18 protein-coding genes are annotated in these 18,817 nt (G+C 67.7%); 7 read left to right on the forward strand and 11 right to left on the reverse strand.

Going from position 1 to position 18,817, the window contains the following annotated elements; genetic code table 11:
• Positions 1–391: 391 nt before the first annotated feature.
• From SJY11_RS01820 to cysK, 4 genes are all read left to right on the forward strand, one after another.
• Positions 392–1,669 (forward strand): phosphopantothenoylcysteine decarboxylase domain-containing protein, encoded by a 1,278-nt coding sequence (locus SJY11_RS01820; RefSeq protein WP_376984767.1) that lies wholly within the window; start codon positions 392–394, stop codon positions 1,667–1,669.
• Positions 1,666–2,172 (forward strand): dUTP diphosphatase, encoded by a 507-nt coding sequence (gene dut, locus SJY11_RS01825; RefSeq protein ID WP_376984768.1) that lies wholly within the window; start codon positions 1,666–1,668, stop codon positions 2,170–2,172. The genes SJY11_RS01820 and dut overlap by 4 nt, the downstream gene beginning before the upstream one ends.
• Complete coding sequence (locus tag SJY11_RS01830) at positions 2,169–2,621, forward strand: RrF2 family transcriptional regulator (RefSeq protein WP_376984769.1); 453 nt, start codon at positions 2,169–2,171, stop codon at positions 2,619–2,621. Before dut ends, SJY11_RS01830 begins: the two co-directional genes overlap by 4 nt.
• 91 nt (positions 2,622–2,712) lie before the next feature.
• Positions 2,713–3,699, forward strand: a complete 987-nt coding sequence (gene cysK / locus SJY11_RS01835; RefSeq protein WP_376984770.1) for a cysteine synthase A — start codon at positions 2,713–2,715, stop codon at positions 3,697–3,699.
• Positions 3,700–3,749: 50 nt separating this feature from the next.
• Here the strand turns inward: cysK and SJY11_RS01840 are convergent, their stop codons facing one another.
• From SJY11_RS01840 to SJY11_RS01870, 7 genes are all read right to left on the reverse strand, one after another.
• Positions 3,750–5,126, reverse strand: a complete 1,377-nt coding sequence (locus SJY11_RS01840) for a sensor histidine kinase (protein ID WP_376984771.1) — start codon at positions 5,124–5,126, stop codon at positions 3,750–3,752.
• Positions 5,127–5,193: 67 nt separating this feature from the next.
• Entirely contained in the window at positions 5,194–5,628 is a 435-nt protein-coding gene (locus SJY11_RS01845) for a hypothetical protein (RefSeq protein ID WP_326912344.1), read from the reverse strand.
• A gap of 4 nt (positions 5,629–5,632) precedes the next feature.
• Positions 5,633–5,992, reverse strand: coding sequence for a DUF883 C-terminal domain-containing protein (locus SJY11_RS01850; RefSeq protein ID WP_326912345.1), 360 nt, complete (start codon positions 5,990–5,992; stop codon positions 5,633–5,635).
• 131 nt (positions 5,993–6,123) lie between these two features.
• Positions 6,124–7,254 (reverse strand): AI-2E family transporter, encoded by a 1,131-nt coding sequence (locus SJY11_RS01855; RefSeq protein ID WP_376984772.1) that lies wholly within the window; start codon positions 7,252–7,254, stop codon positions 6,124–6,126.
• Between the two features lie 78 nt (positions 7,255–7,332).
• Complete coding sequence (gene polA, locus SJY11_RS01860) at positions 7,333–10,383, reverse strand: DNA polymerase I (RefSeq protein ID WP_376984773.1); 3,051 nt, start codon at positions 10,381–10,383, stop codon at positions 7,333–7,335.
• A 110-nt stretch (positions 10,384–10,493) separates the two neighbouring features.
• The gene (locus SJY11_RS01865) at positions 10,494–11,423 is read right to left on the reverse strand and encodes a dihydrodipicolinate synthase family protein (RefSeq protein ID WP_376984774.1); all 930 of its coding nucleotides are present in this window, start codon (positions 11,421–11,423) and stop codon (positions 10,494–10,496) included.
• A gap of 181 nt (positions 11,424–11,604) precedes the next feature.
• Positions 11,605–12,291: a fumarylacetoacetate hydrolase family protein gene (locus SJY11_RS01870; RefSeq protein WP_376984775.1), complete on the reverse strand. Its 687-nt coding sequence runs from the start codon at positions 12,289–12,291 to the stop codon at positions 11,605–11,607.
• A gap of 240 nt (positions 12,292–12,531) precedes the next feature.
• On the opposite strand from SJY11_RS01870, the gene SJY11_RS01875 reads away from it, so the two are divergent.
• Positions 12,532–12,741 (forward strand): cold-shock protein, encoded by a 210-nt coding sequence (locus tag SJY11_RS01875; protein ID WP_066718201.1) that lies wholly within the window; start codon positions 12,532–12,534, stop codon positions 12,739–12,741.
• 121 nt (positions 12,742–12,862) lie between these two features.
• Here SJY11_RS01875 and SJY11_RS01880 read toward each other — a convergent pair whose 3' ends face one another.
• The gene (locus SJY11_RS01880) at positions 12,863–13,474 is read right to left on the reverse strand and encodes a TonB-dependent receptor plug domain-containing protein (RefSeq protein ID WP_376984776.1); all 612 of its coding nucleotides are present in this window, start codon (positions 13,472–13,474) and stop codon (positions 12,863–12,865) included.
• A 322-nt stretch (positions 13,475–13,796) separates the two neighbouring features.
• Here SJY11_RS01880 and SJY11_RS01885 point away from each other — a divergent pair.
• Positions 13,797–14,863 (forward strand): IS630 family transposase gene (locus SJY11_RS01885; protein WP_376984777.1). Its coding sequence is split into 2 segments (ribosomal slippage): positions 13,797–14,283 and positions 14,283–14,863, totalling 1,068 coding nucleotides; the frame shifts between segments, so codons are not numbered across the junction.
• A 12-nt stretch (positions 14,864–14,875) separates the two neighbouring features.
• Here the strand turns inward: SJY11_RS01885 and SJY11_RS01890 are convergent.
• Complete coding sequence (locus SJY11_RS01890) at positions 14,876–16,114, reverse strand: multidrug effflux MFS transporter (protein ID WP_376984778.1); 1,239 nt, start codon at positions 16,112–16,114, stop codon at positions 14,876–14,878.
• Between the two features lie 284 nt (positions 16,115–16,398).
• Between SJY11_RS01890 and SJY11_RS01895 the strand changes: the two genes are divergently transcribed.
• On the forward strand, positions 16,399–17,073 hold the full coding sequence (locus tag SJY11_RS01895; RefSeq protein ID WP_376984779.1) for a hypothetical protein: 675 nt from the start codon (positions 16,399–16,401) through the stop codon (positions 17,071–17,073).
• Positions 17,074–17,082: 9 nt separating this feature from the next.
• Here SJY11_RS01895 and SJY11_RS01900 read toward each other — a convergent pair whose 3' ends face one another.
• The gene (locus SJY11_RS01900; protein ID WP_376984780.1) at positions 17,083–18,057 is read right to left on the reverse strand and encodes a lysylphosphatidylglycerol synthase domain-containing protein; all 975 of its coding nucleotides are present in this window, start codon (positions 18,055–18,057) and stop codon (positions 17,083–17,085) included.
• 161 nt (positions 18,058–18,218) lie between these two features.
• A complete protein-coding gene (locus SJY11_RS01905) occupies positions 18,219–18,794 on the reverse strand; it encodes a hypothetical protein (RefSeq protein ID WP_376984781.1) in 576 nt (191 codons plus the stop codon).
• Positions 18,795–18,817: the final 23 nt, after the last annotated feature.

Consider the following 18,817-nt stretch of genomic DNA (forward strand, 5'->3'; position numbering starts at 1 on the left):
CAGCGGCCGGATTCGATGAGGGAGCAAAGGGGATGCGGGGTCGCTTCGATCATGGTCTTCTCCTGTCGATGGAGCCCACGACCGCGTCGTGGCGCTTTAGCGTTTGGTGACGCGGCGCAAGCTGCTCGCTCAAATCCCCGCGGCCATCGGCAGAGCCGACGACGCCGGCACTCTCCCCAAATTCGTCCTGTTTGTCAACATAATCGTTCTTTTAAAGAAACGCCCTTCGGGAGATGGTCCGCGACCCGCGGCGAGGGCAGAGAGGACCGATCTTCTCCGCGCGACCGGTGCGCCCTCCTGACCGGCCCGATTGCCCCAGGGGAACGGCCCTCATGACAGGTCGCCCCATGCGGTGCTAGGAAGCAGCGTCCCGGGTTTCAGGAACCGCCGCTTGTCTGCCTCCCGCTCCATCCTGCTGATCATCGGCGGCGGCATCGCCGCGTATAAGTGCCTCGAGCTGATCCGGCGTCTCAAGGATCGCGGCATCGCCTCGCGCTGCATCCTGACCAAGGCGGGCGAAGAGTTCGTGACGCCGCTCTCGGTCTCCTCGCTGGCCGGCGAGCGCTGCTTCACCGATCTGTTCTCGCTGACCGACGAGGCCGATATCGGCCATATCGCATTGTCGCGCTCGACGGATCTGCTCGTCGTGGCGCCCGCGACGGCGGACCTGATCGCCAAGATGGCGAACGGGCTGGCGAACGACCTCGCCTCGACGGCGCTGCTGGCGACCGACAAGCGCGTCCTGATCGCGCCCGCGATGAATCCGCGGATGTGGCAGCATCCGGCGACGCGCCGGAACATGGCGCAGCTCGAAAAGGACGGCGTGCTCGTCGTCGGCCCCAATTCCGGCGCCATGGCCGAGCGGGGCGAAAGCGGCGTCGGTCGCATGGCGGAGCCCGCCGAGATCCTGGCCGCCATCGAACTGGCCCTCGCGGGCGAAGCGCCTGCGCCGCAGCGGGCGATCGGCTTTCTCGGCCGCCTGCCCGGAGGCGGCGGCGAGGCCCCCGGCCTCCTCGCCGGTCAGCATGTGCTGGTGACATCGGGCCCGACGCATGAGGCCATCGATCCGGTGCGTTACATCGCCAACCGCTCCTCCGGCAAGCAGGGCCACGCCATCGCGGCGGCCGCCGCAGCGGCCGGAGCGCGCGTGACGCTCGTCTCGGGGCCGGTCGCCCTGCCCGATCCGGAGGGGGTCGAGACGGTGCATGTCGAATCGGCCCGCGAGATGCTGGCGGCGGTCGAAGCCGCCCTGCCGGCGCAGATCGCGATCTTCGCCGCCGCCGTCGCCGACTGGCGCGTGGCGGCGGAAGCGCCGGAGAAGATGAAGAAGGACGGCGGCGCCCTGCCGCCGCTCGCGCTGGTGGAGAACCCCGACATCCTCGCGGCGATCGCGCGGCGCAGCTCGGGCCGGCCGGAGCTCGTCGTCGGCTTCGCGGCCGAGACCGAGAACGTCGTCGCCCATGCCCAGGCCAAGCTCGCCCGGAAGGGCTGCGACCTGATCGTCGCCAATGATGTCGGCGGCACCGGCGTGATGGGCGGCGATGCCAACACGGTGCATCTGGTGACGCAGGATGGCGTCGAGAGCTGGCCGACGCTCGCCAAGGCGGATGTCGCCACCCGTCTCGTCGCCTATCTCGCGCGGCTGTCTGCGGCGCGGTCCGGCGCATGAGCGGGCCGGTCGAGGTCGCGTTCCTGCGGCTGGCTCATGCGACGGGGCTGCCGTTGCCTGGCTATGCGAGCGCCGGCGCCGCGGGGATGGATCTGCCCGCGGCCCTCCCGGAGGGCGAAACGCTGGAGTTGGCGCCGGGAGAGCGCGCCCTGGTGCCTACCGGCTTCTGCCTTCATCTGCCCGAGGGATACGAGGCCCAGGTGCGGCCTCGTTCCGGGCTCGCGGCCCGCCACGGCATCACCGTTCTGAACGCGCCCGGCACCGTCGACAGCGACTATCGCGGCGAGATCAAGGTCATCCTGATCCATCACGGGCAGGAGCCCTTCTCGATCAAGCGAGGCGACCGAATCGCCCAGCTGGTCGTCGCAGCGGTGTCGCGCGTGGTCGCGCGCGAGCAGGCCGCGCTGCCCGGCACCGAGCGTGGCGCGGCGGGGTTCGGCTCGACCGGCGTCTCCGGCGCACCCCCCCATAGCGTTACCCCTATCGCGGATCAAACGGCATGATGCTTCTCTCTCGGCGTAGCCAGCTCGCCATCGCCGCCGTCGTCGATATTGCCCTCCATGCCCGTCCCTCCCCGGTGGCGGCCAAGCTGCTGGCGGCGCGGCACGACCTGCCGCCGCGCCATCTCGAAACCATGTTGCAGGCCCTCGTCAGGGTCGGCATCCTCAAGGGCGTGCGCGGCCCGCGCGGCGGCTACGAGCTGGCGCGCGAGCGGCGCAAGATCACGGCCGGGGACATTGCGCGCGCCGCCATGCAGGAATCCGGTGACGATGGGATCGGGCCGGCGCCGCAATCAGCGCTGGTCGACGCCATCGTCGGGCCGGAGGTGCTGCGGGCCTCGCGCGCCTTTCTCACCATTCTGGACGAGGTGACCGTGGATGAGCTGTGCCGGCGGGCCCAGGTCCTGCCGGGGCTGGGCAGAGACCGGGTCACCTCTGATTTTACAATATAGAAATGTTATTTATTCGATTTATCGACATTGCATGTGAAATGCTCTAGCCTGCGGGCTCGTTCGGCTTCGCCGGCGACATAAGGAGCACGTCATGACCGAGGCAGCGCGCAGACAGGATCCAGGCCAGGGCAAGCTGCCCGGGCGCGGCCGCATCTATGAATCGATCACCGACACGATCGGCGATACGCCGCTGGTCAAGCTCAACCGGTTGCCGGCCGAGCGCGGGGTCAAGGCGGTGATCCTGGCCAAGCTCGAATTCTTCAACCCGATCTCGAGCGTCAAGGACCGCATCGGTGTCAACATGATCGATGCGCTGGAGGCGTCGGGCACGCTGAAGCCGGGCGGCACGCTGATCGAACCGACCTCGGGCAACACCGGCATCGCGCTCGCCTTCGTGGCGGCGGCGCGCGGCTACCGGCTGATCCTGGTGATGCCCGAGACAATGTCGCTGGAGCGGCGCAAGATGCTGGCGCTGCTGGGCGCCGAGCTCGTGCTGACGCCAGGCCCCGGCGGCATGCGCGGCGCGGTGGCGCGGGCCGAGGAGCTCAAGGCCGAAATTGCAGGCTCGATCATCCCGCAGCAGTTCGAGAACCCGCACAACCCGGAGATCCATCGCAAGACGACGGCCGAGGAGATCTGGAACGACACGCAAGGGGCGGTCGACATCTTCGTCTCAGGCGTCGGCACGGGCGGCACCATCACCGGCGTCGGCCAGGTGCTGAAGGCGAAGAAGCCGGGCGTGAAGATCATCGCCGTCGAGCCGGAGGATTCGCCGGTGCTGTCGGGCGGCGCGCCGGGGCCCCACAAGATCCAGGGTATCGGCGCCGGCTTCGTGCCCGGCATCCTCGATCGTTCGGTGATTGACGAGGTCGTGACCGTCGGCAACCAGACCTCCTTCGAGACCTCGCGGGCGCTCGCGAAGAGCGAGGGCATTCCCGGCGGCATTTCGTCGGGTGCCGCCATCGCGGCGGCGCTCGAGGTCGGGGCACGGCCTGAGAACGCGGGCAAGACGATCGTGGTGATCATCCCTTCCTTCGCCGAGCGCTACATCTCCAGCGCCCTGTTCGAAGGCCTCTGACGGACCCAGCCATCGACCAAGGCCCGGCTGCGCGCCGGGCCTTTTTGCATTCAGGCTGCGTCGCGCTTTGGAAAGCGCAGGGTGATGCAGGTTCCGGGGCGCCTGCTGTCGGGCGTGAGCGGGGCGGCGGTCATCGTCGCCTGCATGCTCCGCAGCAGGCTGGCGAGAACCGTCTGGCCGAGCCCCTTGGTTTCGACCTCAGCGGGCAGGCCGACCCCGTCATCCTCGACCGTCAGGGCGAGCGCGGGTGCATCGTCAGCGAACGCCTCCTCGAAGCGGATGACGATGCGACCCGGCCCGCCATCGGCGAAAGCGTGCTTGATCGCATTGGTGACGAGCTCGTTGACGATCACGACGAAGGACACCGCGTCGCGGCCGGGCAGGCGAATCTCGTCCATGGCGAGCGCGATCTCGATCGGCCGGCCCTCGGCCGCCTTGCCGATCTCGGCCAGCAGATCCTCCATATAGGGCCGCGCCTCGATCTCGTCGGTGTCGAGATCGAGGCGCAGGCGGCGCTGCCCGGCCGCGATCGCCTGGATGCGCGACTGCGCCTGCTGCAACGCCGCCCGCACCGCCGGCTCCCGGCTCTGGCGACTCTGGACGCTGAGCAGGGCCGAGACCATGGCGAGGTTGTTGCCGACACGGTGGTTGACGTCGCGCAGCAGCGCCTCGATGCGCAGCCGCTCGTTCTCGAGTTCGCGGGTGCGCTCGCTGATGATCCGCTCCAGCTCCGCATTGCTCTCGGCGAGGGATGTGCTGCGGCGCTGGCGCAGGCGCAATTGCTGCCAGGCGGCGAAGGCCAGGCCAGCCAGCGCGACGACGATGCCGATGCTGGCCAGCAGCCGCCGGCGTTCCTCGTAGCGATTGAGCGAGACGAGGCGGACATTTTCGGCGATCTGGATCTGCTGGACGAGGTCGCGCAACGCCTCCATGGCGCCGATGCCCTGTCCACGGCGAATCAGCGCGAGCGCCTCGGCCTGACGTCCATCCCGCATCAGTCCGATGGTGGCGTCGAGTTCGTCGAGCTTCAGCTGCATCTGTACGCGCAGAGCGGCAATCCGCTCCCGCTGGGCGGGGTCTTCCCCGACGAGCCCCTCGAGCGCCTCGAGGGCCGGCACGGCCGCGCCACGGCCTTCCGTGAAGGGCGGCAGATAGCTCGCCAGCCCGGTCAGAAGGTAGCCGCGCTGGCCGGTCTCGGCGTCGCGCAGATGGCCCAGGAAGCGCTCGGCGCTCTCGCGCACTGCGATCGCGCGCGAGACCTGTTCGGCCGTCTGCTGCGCCTGCCGGTTGATCCAGGCCGCCAGCAGGATCGCGATCGCGACGACGCCGATGGCGATGACGGTCGTTGTCGCGGCCCGAAGGCGCGCCCGCAGGGCTGGAATTGCGGGCGCGAGAAACCTGATGCGCGGACGCGCTTGAGTCGACATGAGCCCGGTCTAGCGCGAATGGCCGGCCCCACCTATGTAAAATGACACAAGCAAGGTCCGGCGCGCCTCAGGCTTCGCCATCGGAATCCTCCCCGGTCAGGAACCGCCGGCCCAGCAGCGCGCCGAGGACGACGACACCGCCGATGAGGGCGACGCGCCAGCCCTTCTTCGACGTCAGACCGGACCCGACCAGCTTGGCCGCCAGCGGCGCCGCAACCAGAGCCGTGGCAGCCATCGGGCGGGCGGGTCGCGGGCGGTTCTTGACGTAGAAGCCGATGGCGATCGCCACCAGCCCCGCCACGAACAGGCCGCCCGCCACGAACAGGCTGGCCTCGACCGACCCATAGCGCAGGGCCAGGGCGGTATGCAGGGCCGCCACCAGATAGCCGCCGGCGCAGAGCAGGAGGAGGACGCCGAATCCCATGAAGACGCCGACCGTCACGTTGCGACGGACCGCACCGGAGATTTCGCCGGCGATATAGGCGCCGATGCCACCGATCATGACGTCAGCGCGCCGAGAGGAAGCCGACGAACAGGCCGACCGCCGCCGCGAGGCCGAGCGCGCGCAGCGGCCGCTCGCGGATTTCCTCCTCGATCAGGCGCTGGAGTTCGGTGGCCTGCTCCTTCGCGACATCGGCCATGCGGTCGGTGTCGACGCCGACGGAGCGGAGCTTCTCGTTGACGGTGGCGACCAGATCCTCGGCGCCGCGGGTGAGGCTGTCCTCGATCGCATTGGCCTCGCGCTTGGCGCGGGCGGCGGTTTCCCGGGCCTCGCCTGCGAGTTCCGCGCCGCCGGCGACGACCTCGTCCTTGGCCCGCTTCGCGGAAGCGGCTGCGCCTTCGGTTGCAGTGGTGCTGTTGGCCATGTCGGTCATCCTGTCCTTGCGTGAATCAACTCGATCGATCGTTCGACGATCCGCCCCGGCTGGCGGCATCGGTCCGGGTCCGATGCTGGGGCCAACGCCTGCACCGCATGCCGGTTCCCTCCTGCGCCGATTCAGGCCGGCTTCGCCTCCGCCTGCTCCTCGGCCTGCGCCGCCCGATAGCGCGCAAATTCCTCCTGGGCCACCATGGCGACGAGCAGGATCGGAGTCGAGAGCACCGCGCCGACCGGCCCCCAGAGCCACAGCCAGAAGATGAAGCCGATGAAGACCAGGAAGGGCGACACCGTCAGCCGGCTTCCCACGAAGACCGGCGTCACCGCATTGCCCTCGATCAGATGAACGACGAAATAGGCCGCCGCCGGCCCGACCGCCGTCAGCACGTTGGGCGCATCGACCAGTGCGCCTGCAAACAGCAGGGCGGTGACGATGATCGGACCGATGAAGGCGAGATAGTTGAGGACGAAGGCGAGCGCCCCCCAGAAAATCGGATAGGGCAGGCCGGCCAGCCAGGCGATGCCCATGGTGAGGACGCCCATCCCCAGATTGATCAAGGTCACCAGGCCGAAATAGCGGGCCACGCGCGTCTCGATCTCCTGGAAGAAGACGCCGGCCGATTTCCTAGCGCCCCGGCCGAGGCAGAGTCGCAGGGCCCGGGCCTTGAGGTGGCGGCGCGTGGCGAGCCAGAAATAGACGGTGGCCACGAAGATCAGCATGCCGCCCGCGATCGCGGAGGACGACATGGCGAGGTCGATCAGCGGGTTGCCCTGCGAGACGTTGAGTTCGGCGCCGGTCTTGCCCATGAGCGTCCCGATCGCCGCCTTCGCCTCGTCCATCATGACGAAGATGCCGGCGAGCTTGGTCTTGAGCGCGGCCATCATTGCCGGACCCTGGTCGCTCAGGCTGGCGACGGGGACGGCTAGCACGGTGATCGCCGTCACGATGACGCCGAGGAACAGCAGCACGACAATCGCAGCAGCGAGAAGCTGGGGCACGTTGCGCCGCACGAGCCCGTCGACGGCCGGACCGAGCACGAGGCCGAAGATGATGCCGGCGGTGATGGGCAGCGCGATGACACGGGTCAGATAGAGCGCGGCCGTCAGCAGAATGACGAAGATGCCGATGATGGCATAGCGGACGATCAGATCATGCTCGGACGGAGTGACGTCCTCGTGCAGGTCCTCAGCCTCGACTTCGGGCTCCGCCATATAGCGCGGAAACGGCCTCCAGGCAGACGAGTTGAGCATGATGTCCGGTTCCGACGCGCAGCAGCGCCCCCCGGCGCGTGTGCAGCGACAACGTGCTCTGGCCGGCGAATGTTCCCGTCAGTGCGCCTCGTCCCAGTTGCCCGCCGCGCGGGCATCGACCTGGAGCGGGACCCGTAGCTGCACCGCCGGATGCGGCGCCTCGACCATCACCTTGGTGATCACCGGCAGCGCCGCCTCAACCTGAGCGTCCGGAACCTCGAAGACGAGTTCGTCATGCACCTGCAAGAGCATGCGGACATCGAGCCTCGCCACCGCCAGCGCATCCTCCATGCGGATCATGGCGCGGCGGATAATGTCGGCCGCCGAACCCTGGATCGGCGCGTTGATCGCCTGGCGCTCGACGAAAGCGCGCTCGGAGGGGTTCTTCGAGGCCACCGCCGGGAAGTGGCAGATGCGCCCGAAGATCGTCTCGACATGGCCGTTGGCGCGCACGAAGGTCTTGGTCGCGTCCATGTAGTCGCGGATGCCGGGGAAGCGCTCGAAATACTTGCGGATATAGGCGCTCGCCTCCTCGCGGCCGATGCCGAGCTGGTTGGCGAGGCCGAAGGCCGAGATGCCGTAGATGATGCCGAAATTGATCGCCTTGGCGCGGCGCCGCACCTCGCTCGGCATGCCCTGTACGGGTACGCCGAACATCTCGGAGGCCGTCATCGCATGGATGTCGATGCCGTCGGCAAAGGCCTGCCGCAGCTGCGGGATCTCGGCGATATGGGCGAGCAGACGCAACTCGATCTGGCTGTAATCGGCCGAGACGAGCTTGTAGCCCTTCTCCGCGACGAAGGCCGTCCTGATCTTGCGGCCGGCCTCGGTCCGGATCGGGATGTTCTGGAGATTGGGCTCGGAGGAGGAGAGCCTCCCGGTCGTCGTCGCCGCCAGCGCGAAGGAGGTGTGCACGCGCTGCGTCTGCGGGTTCACATAGGCCGGCAGCGAGTCGGTATAGGTGGATTTCAGCTTGGCGAGCTGGCGCCATTCGAGAATTTTCGACGGCAGCGGGTGGCCCTGCTCGGCCAGCTCCTCGAGCACGCCGGCGCCGGTGGCCCATTGCCCCGTCGCGGTCTTCTTGGCGCCGGACAGCCCCATCTTGCCGAAGAGGATGTCGCCGAGCTGCTTGGGTGAGCCGATCGTGAATTTCTCGCCGGCGATCTCGTAGATCTCGTCCTCGAGCCGCGCCAGCGACTGGGCAAAGTCGCCCGACAGCCGCGACAGGATCTGCCGGTCGATCGAGATGCCATGCGCTTCCATGCGGGCTAGCACGGCGATCAGCGGGCGCTCCAGCGTCTCGTAGACGGTGGTGCGGCCTTCTGCGGCGAGGCGCGGCTTCAGTGTGCGCCAGAGCCGCAGCGTCACGTCCGCGTCCTCGGCGGCGTAGTCCGTCGCCTTGTCGAGCGCGACCTTGTCGAAGGTGACCTGCGCCTTGCCGGTGCCGGCGACCTGCCCGAAGGTGATCGTCTCATGGCCGAGATGCAACTCGGAGAGGCGGTCCATGCCGTGGCTGTTGTTGCCGGCATCGAGCGCATAGGAGATCAGCATCGTGTCCTCAACCGGCGCGACGTCGAGGCCATAGCGCGCCAGGAGCACGAGGTCGTATTTGAGATTCTGGCCGATCTTGAGCACGCCGGGGTCGGCGAGCAGGGGTTTTAGCGCCGCCAGCGCATCGGCCAGCGGGATCTGGCCCTCGACCATGCCACCGCCGAACAGGTCCGTGCCGCCGCGATGCTGCAGGGGGATGTAGCAGGCCTTGCCCGGCGCGACCGCCATCGACACGCCGACGAGATCGGCCTGCATAGGATCGATGGCGCTGGTCTCGGTGTCGATCGCGATCTGCCCGGCCTCATAGGCCCAGCCGATCCAGCGCTGCAGGGTCTCGAGATCGCGCACGCATTCATAGGCCGTGCGGTCGATCTTCGCCGCGATCGCCTCGTTCTTGCGCGAGGCCGCGAGGTCCGAGGGCTTCAGCCAGCCATCGCTCTCGGAGGCCGTCGTCGGCTGGGTGACGGCCGCGCTGGCCGCCTGCCCGAGCGAAGGCCCGCCCTCGCCAGCGTCCGCGCCGACATGGAGCGCCTTGAGCTCGGCCGCACGCGCGCCGCCCGGCGCCAGATCGGCATCGGCGTCGATGGCCGCGACATCGGCCTCATAAGCCTCAGCCACGCGCTTTGTGATGGTGGTGAACTCCATCGCCTTGAGGAAGGCGACGAGCCGGACGGGATCGGGCTGGCCGAGCGTCAGGTTCTCGAGCGGCGTCTCGACGGCGACGTCGTCGACCAGGCAGACCAGCTTGTGGGAGATGCGGATCTTCTCGACGATCTCGGGATTGGTCAGCGTCTCCCGGCGCTTGGGCTGCTTGATCTCGGAGGCCCGCGCCAGCAGCGTCTCCAGGTCGCCATATTCGCCGATGAGCTGGGCGGCGGTCTTGATGCCGATGCCGGGCGCGCCGGGCACATTGTCGGTGGCATCGCCGGCCAGCGCCTGGACATCGGTGACCTTGTCGGGCGTGACGCCGAAATACTCGACGACCTCGGGTTCGCCGATCTTGCGCTCGGCCCGGAAGCCCGCGCCCTTCTTGGCGTCGCCGGAGGCAGGGTCGTACATCGCCACGCCCGGCCGCACGAGCTGCATCAGATCCTTGTCGGCCGAGACGATCAGCACGTCGGCGCCAGCCTCGCGCGCCTGTTTCGCATAGGTCGCGATCAGGTCATCGGCCTCGTAGACATCCTGCTCGACCGGCAGCAGCCCGAAGGCGCGCACCGCCTCGCGCATCAGCGGGAATTGCGGGATCAGATCGGGCGGCGGGTCCGAGCGGTTGCCCTTGTAGGCAGGGTAGATCGCCTTGCGGAAGGAGTTCTCGGATTTGTCGAAGACGATGGCGAGATGCGTCGGGCGGACGCCGAGCACGCCGTCGCGCACGAACTGGAAGAGCTTGGTGGCGAAGAGCCGCACCGCGCCGGAGGGCAAACCGTCCGAGCGGACATTGTATTTCCGGTCCTGATTGATCGACTGGAAATAGGCCCGGAAGATGAAATTGGAGCCGTCGACCAGAAAGAGATGGTCACCGGGCTTCAGGGCGGGGCCTGCGGCGGCACCGGCGGTGGGTTTGGCTGTCTCGCTCATGGCGCGGACCATAGTGGCCCGGCGCAACCTGTGTCCATCGGCGCGGGCGGCCGATCCGCAAGATGCTGTCAGGAGCGGGGCCGCCCCGTGGGACGGCCCCGGCTGCCGCTTTAGAGCGCGGCGCGCTTGTCGGTCTTCGCCACGCGCGCCAGCAGATAGTCGACCTCGGTCTTGGCCATCGCGCTGATGGCGGAACCCGGCTTGCGCTGGGCGTCGCTGGCGAGGATGCCGCGCTTCATCAGCGTGTATTTGCGGACCGCGAGGCCGGCGCCGAGCTGCTGCTCGTAGCGCATCAGCGGCAGGTGCGCGTCGAAGATGTCATGCGCCTCGTCGCGCTTGCCGGCCTTCTGCAGTTTCACGACGTCGATCAGCAGCTCCGGGAAGGCGTAGCCGGTCATGGCGCCATCCGCGCCGCGCTCCATCTCGAAATCGAGGAAGAGGCCGCCATTGCCGGTGAGGATCGAGATCGGGCGCAGGGAGCCCTCCTTCTGGAACTTGCGGAGAGTCGAGATTTTCTCCAGCCCCGGCCAGTCCTCGTGCTTGAGCATGACGCAGGAGGGGTTTTCGGTGACGATCTTGCGGATCACGGCGGGCGTCATCACCACCGAGAGCGTCAGCGGATAATCCTGGATGACGAAGGGGATGTCGCTGCCGATCGCCTCGACGGCCTGGGCGTAATAGCCGGTGATCTGGTCGTCGGTGCGCAAGCTCGGCGGCGGCGCGATCATGACGCCCGCGGCGCCCAGCTCCATCGACTGGCGCGCCAGGGTTCGCATGGCGGCGAAGCCCGGCGCCGAGACGCCGACGATGACCGGCTTGCCCGGCATGCCAGCCACCGCCGTCTTGACGATGCGAAGCGATTCCTCCGGCTCGAGCTTGGGCGCCTCGCCCATGATGCCCAGCACCGTCGTGCCGTCCGAGCCGATCTCGTCATAGAAGGCGAAGAGCTTCTCGGTGGAAGCCCAGTCGACCGAGCCGTCGGGGTTGAACGCGGTCGGCGCGATCGGGAAGACGCCAGCGGCGTCGGCGGTCAGGGTCATGGCAGGGCTCCCGGCTTGGGTGGTGTTCTGGAAACGGCATCAATAATGCCCTCCCCGTCATCCCGGGCGCAGCGCAGCGGGGCTCCGGGATCCATCACAGAGTACTCTCGAGCCCTACGATGGATCCCGGAGCGGCGCCGCTAAGCGGCTTGTCCGGGATGACGGCGGAGGTTCATGGGCCTCAGACGATTCGGGTCCGCACCGTGCCGACGCCGGCGATCTCGCCTTCGAGCACATCGCCGCTGACGACGGCGGCGACGCCCTCGGGCGTGCCGGTGAAGATCAGGTCGCCCGGGGCGAGCTCGACTAGGCCGGAGAGATAGGAAATCGTCTCCGGCACGTTCCAGATCTGCTTGGCGAGGTCCGAACTCTGGCGCGGCACGCCATTGACGACGAGCTCGATCTTGCCGGCGGCCGGATGGCCAATCTGACTCGCAGGGGCGATCTCGCCGACGGGTCCTGAGAGATCGAAGCCCTTGGCCATGTCCCAGGGGCGCCCGGCCTTCTTGGCAGCGGCCTGGAGATCGCGGCGGGTCATGTCGAGGCCCGCGGCATAGCCGAAGACATGGGCGAGCGCATCGGCCTCGGCGATGTCCCTGCCGCCGGTGCCGATGGCCACGACCAGTTCCATCTCGTGGTGGAGATCGGCGGTCTTGGTCGGATAGGGCATGTCGGCGCCGTTGATCAGCAGCGCGTCGGCGGGCTTGGTGAAGAAAAAGGGCTCCTCGCGGTCGGGATCGCCGCCCATCTCGCGGGTGTGTTCGGCATAGTTGCGGCCGACACAGAAGACCCGGCGCACTGGGAACATCCCGCCGCCCGCCACCGGCACGGCCGTCACCGCCGGCGGATCGATCACATACGTCGTCATGGGAAGGCTCTCCTGCGCTCTCGTCGGTGTCGTTCATGCGTGAGCGCGGCGCGGCGGGCAAGGCCCCCGCCTGCGCCCGGCCTTGCTCCTGCGGCATGTCGCGCCCGGCGGCCGCGGCAGCTCGCCCCTGCGACTCAAATTCCCGTTGTGCGGCGCGTCATTGCAACCGGAGTGATTTGCCCCCTACAGTAGGTTCGGCTCGGCATGTGCCGGGCTGAACTGAGACCAAAGGAACGTCACGTGGCCACAGGTACTGTGAAATGGTTCAACGAAACCAAGGGTTATGGTTTCATCACCCCTGATCAGGGTGGGCAGGATGTGTTCGTGCACATCAGCGCAGTCGAGCGCTCCGGCATGCGCGGCCTGAACGAAGGCCAGAAGATCAGCTATGATCTCGAGGCCGATCGCAAGACGGGCAAGTCTTCGGCCGTCAACCTCAAGACGGCGTGAGCTGAGACCGAGACGGGAGGCCGATCGGCGGCGTCGCTTCCCGAGCCACTGCGAATCTCTCTATCTATCCGGACTGAAGACGATTCCCGGCATGCCCGTCGCCTCGATGGCGGCGGTGAGGTTACCCCGAAGACCTGGCCAAGGCCCTTCCGAGCCGAAGCGGCCCACTCCCCTCGCCCAACCCAGCGTCGTCCCGGTGACGCGGCTCACGCCGTGGCGGCACGCGCGTGTCGCCATAGAGCGAGGAGGCCGGGCCCTTCAGGATCGAGATCAACTCGACGCCGTAAGGCTCGAGGCGGAACAGGCCGCTCGGGCTGTTGAAGTCCCTCAGGCCGTCGCGGAAGACCCCGGTATAGGTGATGTCGACGCCGCGGATGGTGAAGCTGTCGAAGCGCGGGTCGAAGCCGTAGCCGCCGGTGCGGATGCCGGGCGTATAGCCGAGCGCCTCGGTCAGCGACTGGGGGCGGCGCTCCTCGAGTTGCTTCTGCGTGACGGTGTTGATGGTCTGCGGCGTCTCCGCCACCGGCGTCTCGGTCTTGGTGGCGGTCCGGGTCGTCTTGGGAACGTAACCCTCATTGGCGACGACGCCGGTGGCGCCGCTGCCGGGGCGGCGGGCCGCCTCACCCTGGACGACAATCTCGTCCAGTTGTTCGACCCGCGCCTGCTGCGCGCTCGCCGGCAGGGTGGGCACAAGGGCAGCCACGGCCGACAGCGCCATGATCGAGCGGTTCATCCAGCGTCTCCAGAAAGTCGTCTTTCCGGAGCCGTAGCTCAATAATTAACATTGGATCAACACAGAATTAGATTGTAACTGTAAATAGACGTTTCAATAATTGATTAGAATAATTAAAATATAAGACTGTAACGATAGGTTACGCTATGTCGACAGCCGGGATTTCATCATCAACTTTCTGGTCTGGTTTCGGTCTTGTCGCGAGCCCATCGTGATGGTTTGGCTCCGGTGGTGTCATACCAACGGCCATCGCGGCTGACTCACGGGGGTCTTTTCGGCGGCTCGTTTCGCTGATTCCATGTGCGCGAGGAGGATTCGCGCCATGGCTGCTGCGGTGAAGCTTCGAACGGACTACTCGGCCCTCGACCTGCGTCGGCTTGCGGCGGGGTCGAGGCACGCCAACCAGAGCCGCCGGCTTCTGTCGCTGGCGGCGGTTCTCGACGGTATGGATCGGGAGCAGGCCGCGCGGATCGGCGGCATGGATCGCCAGACGCTGCGCGACTGGGTTCACCGGTTCAACGAAGGCGGCCCCGACGGGCTGAAGGACATTCGTTCCAAGGGACATCCGCCCAGGCTCTCGACCGATCAGCTCGCCGCCTTGGCGGCCATCGTCGAGACGGGCCCCGACCGGGCCGTCAATGGCGTGGTGCGCTGGCGGCGCATCGACCTGCAGAAGGTCGTTCGTGAGCGCTTCGGCGTTGATTATCACGAGCGCACGATCGGGAAGCTTCTGAAGCAGATCGGCTTTTCCCACATCAGCGCGCGCCCGCACCACCCGGCGCAGGACGCGCGCGTGATCGAGGCGTTCAAAAAAACTTCGCGGTGACGCTGGGGGCCCATCTCGCCCATGTGCCGAAGCGCAAGCCGATCGAACTCTGGTTCCAGGACGAAGCCCGCATCGGCCAGAAGAACGGCCTGGTCCGGCAATGGGCCAGGCGCGGAACCAGGCCGCGCCAGCCCGCCGACCAGCGCTACGAGAGCGCCTATCTGTTCGGGGCGATCTGCCCGGCCCGCGGCGTCGGCGCGGCGCTCGCCATGCCCTTCGCCGATACCCACGCCATGCAGGCCCATCTCGACGAGATCGCCAGGACGGTCGCGAAGGGCGCCCATGCCGTCCTACTGCTCGATCGCGCCGGATGGCACACCACGGCCAAGCTCGTCGTGCCGAAAAACATCTCGCTGATCTTCCTGCCCTCGCGCTCGCCCGAACTGAACCCGGTCGAGAACATCTGGCAGTATCTGCGCGCGAACTGGCTCTCAAACCGCGTCTTCGACACCTACGACGACATCATCGACGCCGCCTGCGACGCGTGGAACCGCCTCGTCGATCAGCCCAGGACCATCACATCCATCGGGAGGCGTGAATGGGCGCATATCGGTCAGGAATGAGGGCCGTTGGTATCAGGTCCGCCCGGCGGCGGGGCGGAAGAGCCGGCCCCGCTCGGCCACCAGCACGATCCCGAGCGCCACCAGCCCGCACAGAGCGAAGCCGAGCGTCAGCGGCACGACCGTGCCGTCGAAATGCTGGCCGATGTAGAAGCCCAGCAGGGCGCCGACGGTCGTCGTGACGAAGCCCTGAACCGAGGAGGCCGTGCCGGCGACATGGCCGAGCGGGTCCATCGCCATGGCTCCGAAATTCGGCGCGACGAGCCCGAAGCAGAACATCGCACCGCCCTGGAAGGCGGCGAAGCTCCAGAGCGATTCATAGCCCCACCAGGCGACCACGGCATGGGTGCCGGTGAGGCCAATATAGGCGAGCAGCGCGCCATGGGAGACGCGGCGCATGCCGAGGCGGCCGACGATGCGCGAATTCAGCAGCGAGGCGGCGGCCATGAACATCGCGATCAGGGCGAAGATGGTCGTGAACCATTCCGGCGCATCGAAGACGTCGACGAAGACCTGCTGGGCCGAATTGATGAAGCCGAAGAGACCGCCGAGCACGAAGGCCATCGCCAGCATGTAGCCGACGGCCAGCCGCGTCGTCAGTGTCGTGCGGAAGGCGGCGACCACAGTGGCGACCTCGATGGGCTTGCGATCCTCCGGGCTTTGCGTCTCGCGCAGCCTCAGCATCGTCCAGGCCATCACCAGCGCCCCGAAGATCGTCAGCACGCCGAAGATCCAGCGCCAGGGCGCGACGAGCAGGATCGCCTGGCCGATCGATGGGGCGAGGATCGGCACCGCGAGGAAGACGATCATCGCCAGCGACATCACCCGCGCCATGTCGCGGCCGGAGTAGCAGTCGCGCACGATCGAGACGACGAGCACGCGCGTTGCCGCCGCGCCGACGCCCTGGACAACGCGCGCCGCCATCATCGCCTCGAAGGAGCCGGCGAAGGCCGCCGCGATGCTGGCCAGGACATAGACGATGAGGCCGAAGAGCAGGATGGGGCGGCGCCCGAACCGGTCGGCCAGCGTGCCGTAGACGATCTGCGCCGAGCCAAAGCCGAGCAGATAGGCGGTGATGATCCATTGGCGCTCATTGGCGCCGGCGATGCCGAGCGCCTCGGCCATCTGCGGCAAAGCGGGCAGCATCGAATCGATCGCCAGCGCATTGGCCGCCATCAGCGCGGCCATCAGCGCGACGAAGGAACGGAAGCGCATGCCGTGGCGGGGCCCGGCGGTCAGGGAAGCGTCGGTCATGGCAGCCTGTCGGGGCGCCCTCGCCTGACGGCGGGCGCAGTGGTCGTAAGCCCCTGCCTGCCGCTCTAGGGCTTCGCGAAACGCGTGACAACCCGGGCCGCAAAGCTACGCTCATGCGCAAGGCGCGTGAGGCCGAGGCGCAAGCCTGGCGCAAGCCTCGGCGGCACCCCTTGCACTGCCGGCTTCGTCGCCGACCGGCGACCTGTTATCGTTGCTGCGAGTTGGGGTGCTGCCATGGATGGGTCAATGCAGGCACGACGCGACGCGGCGCCATGGAACAACGCGTGATGATGATCGAAGGCTCGCCGGAGCGGTTCGCCCAAGGCCTCGGGCGGCCGCTGCGACTCGTCGCCGACCGGCTACGGCCGATCGGCGGTTTTGCGTTGCGCGACGGACAGATCGAGGCGGCGACGCGGATCGAGGGGCATGCGAGCCTGGTCGCGGATCGGCTCATGCGTGCAGGCTATGCCGGAGAGGCGCATGCGATCGCCCTCACGATACGCCCGCTCGCCAAGGCCGGAGAGGGACGCGCGCTGCTGCTGTTGAGTTTCCGGGAGGGCGGCGATCCACTCGACGAGGCCTATCATGCGGACATCTATGCGCCTGCGCCCGTGTTCGAGGCGTTGTGCGGTGCCGTCTCCAGTGGAGCGGCGCAGAGGCTCCTCATCTCCGCCATGACGAATCTCTGGGCGCGTGAAAGCGACCACGAGGCGGCGCCCGGTCTGCCGGTGACGTGGCATCTGGGGCTCGAGGCAGACGGGCGCGGGAGCGCGCCAGCCCGCGGGCTGGTCGAGAGCCTGGAGTGGCATTCGCCCGTCGCGGGCGACATCGAGCCCGCTCCCTCCCCAGAGGAGGAGCCCGGCGAGACGACCGCGGACGGGCTCGGCCGGATCGCCTGGAGCCTCAAGCAGATCGCGCTGGTGCTGATGTTCCTGCTGATCGTGGTGGCGCTGAAGTGAGCGCCGGCCTCAGCGCTCATGGCGGCGGATGCGCCGGACCATCTCGTTCAGCGCGAGCAGCACCAGCGCCAGGATGAAGGGCAGGACGTAGTAGACGATCCTGAAGATCAGCAGCGCGCCGAGCACATGCTCGAAGGGCAGGCGGCTGAGCGCGACCAGCATCGTCGCCTCGAAAACGCCGAGCCCGCCGGGCGCATGGCTGGCAATCCCCACGAGGCAGGCGAAGACGTAGACGGCAAGGAAGGTCGGGTAGTCGATGCCATGGCCGCCCGGCAGCAGGACGAAGAGCACGGCCGCCGCCGCGCAGACCTCCGCCGCACCCAGGAACATCTGACCGAGCGTGATCGCGAGACCCGGCAGCGGCAGGTTCCAACCGCGGACACGGATGGTGCGCTCGCCGCTCGCGATCCAGATCAGATAACCGATGGTGCCGGCCGCCACGGCCGCACCGACCGCCTGCACGACGAGCGGCGAGGTTCGCGCCAGCATCGCTACCGAGGGCGTGGCATAGAACAGGCTGACGCAGAGGATGGCACCCAGACCGAGCCAGAAGGTCAGCCCGGCGATGACGGTCAGACTCGCGACCTCCGAGGCGCGCACGCCCTTGGGCGAATAGATCCAGTAACGTACGGTGCCGCCGGTCACGATCGGGAAACCCAGCGTGAACGAGACCGAATAGCTGGTGAAGGAGGCGAGCGCCGTCGTGCGATAGGGGATCGACAGGCCGAGCCGCTTCAGCGCCAGCGCGTCATAGCCGGTCAGCAACAGATAGCTCAGGGCGGTGAAGGCGCAGGCGAGGCCGAGCTGGCGCAGGCTCGCATTGGCGAAGGCATTGGCGAGTTCGCCGGGCTCGATCTCGCGGACGATGTACCAGAGCACCACCAGCGAGGCGCCGAAGATGACGACGCTGGCGAGCGGGCCCAGCCACCACCAGCGGCTGCGCCGGCGCGGCGGCAATCCAGGCTCGAGCGGGCCGAACGACATGCGCACTCATGGTCGGTTCTGGCACCGGGCCGGAGGGCCGGCGGTGCCGATTGCGGGCACGAGGCGCAAGCTGGCCCCGGCGGAGACATAGCGCCTGCGCGCCAATCCACAAGGCGGGTGGGCGCGACGAATACGCGCCATGCCCCCCGCGCGGGGGCGTTTCAGCCCGTCTTGCGGAAGACCCGCAGGGTCTTGAAGGAAGCGACCTCCTCCACAGGGGCGGTCTTCGCCCAGTCGGCGATGATCGGCTCGGCCGTCGCATAAGCGAATGAGCCTGTATAGAACAGCAGATAGCCGCCGGCATCGGTCTGGTTGGTGAAGAGCTCGATCACCTCGCGGTCGGTCAGGGCGCCATAGGCGTCGTTCGCCTCCGTCCTGAACTCGCAGGCATGGAACAGGGTGACGATGTCGAAGCGCGGCAGCAGCTTGGCATTGCTCGTATAGATGTCGCCGAAATAGGCACTATAGGTCTTGGTGATGGTCGGGTTGCCCGTCGCCAGCTTGACGAAGGTATCGTATTCCTTGGGCGAAGCGGTGATCCCCAGCACCGTGCAGTCGAGCTCGGGCTCGGCGCATCGAATGCCGACATAGTGATGGCCGCCGGTGCCGAAATGGTAGACGCGCTGGCCGGTGAGGCCGAGCTCCTCGAGCCATTCGACGAAATGCACGTCGCAGGGGCACTGCTCGACGCGCAGGCCCCAATAGACGTCCCAGATGTTCATCGCGGCAGCAGTCATCGTCACGGGCTCCAGAAAGCGGT

It is taken from the genome of Allobosea sp. R86505, assembly GCF_042466375.1.
Classification (GTDB): Bacteria; Pseudomonadota; Alphaproteobacteria; order Rhizobiales; family Beijerinckiaceae; genus Allobosea.